Origin of the sequence: Limnofasciculus baicalensis BBK-W-15, assembly GCF_024178385.1 — a bacterium.
In the GTDB taxonomy this organism is placed as follows: Bacteria; Cyanobacteriota; Cyanobacteriia; order Cyanobacteriales; family Coleofasciculaceae; genus Limnofasciculus; species Limnofasciculus baicalensis.
Genome location: NZ_JAMZMM010000691.1, coordinates 1 through 1,416, shown reverse-complemented (window position 1 = coordinate 1,416; position 1,416 = coordinate 1). Strand labels below are relative to the sequence as shown.

Here is a 1,416-nt window from a genome sequence, read left to right as displayed (position 1 = left end):
CCCCACTCCCTACTCCCCACTCCCCATTCCGAGTGGTAGCCGCAGTAGGAGATCCGATGCAAATTGTGGCTGCGGGGATGACGATTGCAGCTAGTAGTCGCACTGGGATATTGTTGGCTGGGGGTACGCAAATGCTGGCAGTTTATGCGTTGGCGGAGGCGATTGCAAAATTTGGTGAGTTAACAACGTCTTGGCAGCCTCAAGAAATTGTTGTGGGCACGACGCGCTGGGTGGCAGAAGATCCGACGGGAGATACGGTTGGATTAGCACGAGAGATTGGTGGTGTACCTCTTTTAGCAAGTGACTTGAATTTTGCCCAATCTCGTTATCAGCAACTACGGGTTTACGAGGAAGGATATGTGAAAGAAGGGGTGGGTGCGGGAGGTTGTGCGATCGCAAGCTATCTTTACAAAGGCTGGAATTCTTGTCAATTACTTGAAGCGATTGAAGAGTTAATAGCGCGACAGAATCAGAGGTAATGTTAGGGCATTACCTTTTAGTTAGCCGATGCCTGGTAGGATGGCGTTTTCCTCAACGTCTTGTCAGGCGGGCTAAGATATTAGGCTTTGATTTGGATTCTGCGCACTAGGAGTTGTTCTTCCAAAGCAGCAATCCGATTGTAAGCGGCTGTCAGTTGGGCGGTTAGGCGTTGGACTTGAATTTCGTCAGACAATGGTTTATCGCCATTTTGAGGGGAATGGAAGCGATCGCTGTTACTATCCGTCAGGATATCTTTATGATCCATCACTGAGTCAAGAAGGTATGGACTGTGATAGTTGTCGGATCTAGCTTTAGCGATTCCCGATGACTGGGAGGAGTCAGCTTGGAGCCTCTCTTTTATTTCAGATAAAGATCCTGAGAGTTCCTTACTTCGCTGCTCCATTATTTGATATAGGAGATCCAGTTTATGACTTAAAGCGATGATTTCCTTTTGAACGGTATCCATAGGACTGTCAGTTTCCAGAACTTTAACTTCTTTCTTCCTTCATGCTAATCACTTTTAACTTAAATCTACCTTGAGTGCTGATTCATTTAACTATTTGATTTTAGTCACGGTACGAGCGGAGCATTTGTTTATATTTTCTTAATGGCAAATCTTATAAAAATGATTATCCAATTCTATTCTTCCCTTAGAGATAGTCGAAGACTGACGCAATTCCAATGCTTTCAAGGAAAAATCTGATGATTTTTGATTAAATTAATGATTTCTTAATTATTACCTCCTCCCAGAGTTAAAAGTAGTTAAATGTATCCCACCCTGCTTATTGTCAATGGTAAGATTCTTATACATATCCTACTCTGCCGACTATCTATTCTGTCTAGTTTTCGGTTGTCGTTGCATCATCACAAATACCTCCCGTTATCTCCGCTCCGTTTCGCCCTTCCTCATTTTTGTGTACTCCCTCTGCTTCCTCC

Annotated in this window: 2 protein-coding genes; one reads left to right on the top strand and one right to left on the bottom strand. The window is 43.9% G+C overall.

Features of this window, described 5'->3' with window-relative positions; genetic code table 11:
- Nucleotides 1-479 (top strand): nicotinate-nucleotide--dimethylbenzimidazole phosphoribosyltransferase family protein (locus NJ959_RS29500; protein ID WP_507237499.1); only part of this gene is annotated, 479 nt, incomplete at its 5' end.
- 80 nt (nt 480-559) lie between these two features.
- Here the strand turns inward: NJ959_RS29500 and NJ959_RS29495 are convergent.
- Entirely contained in the window at nt 560-946 is a 387-nt protein-coding gene (locus NJ959_RS29495) for a hypothetical protein (protein WP_254015320.1), read from the bottom strand.
- Nucleotides 947-1,416 lie beyond the last annotated feature (470 nt).

Coding starts and splice junctions, on each gene's coding strand:
- NJ959_RS29495 (WP_254015320.1), bottom strand. CDS start 946: ATGGATACCGTTCAAAAGGAAATCATCGCTTTAAGTCATAAACTGGAT.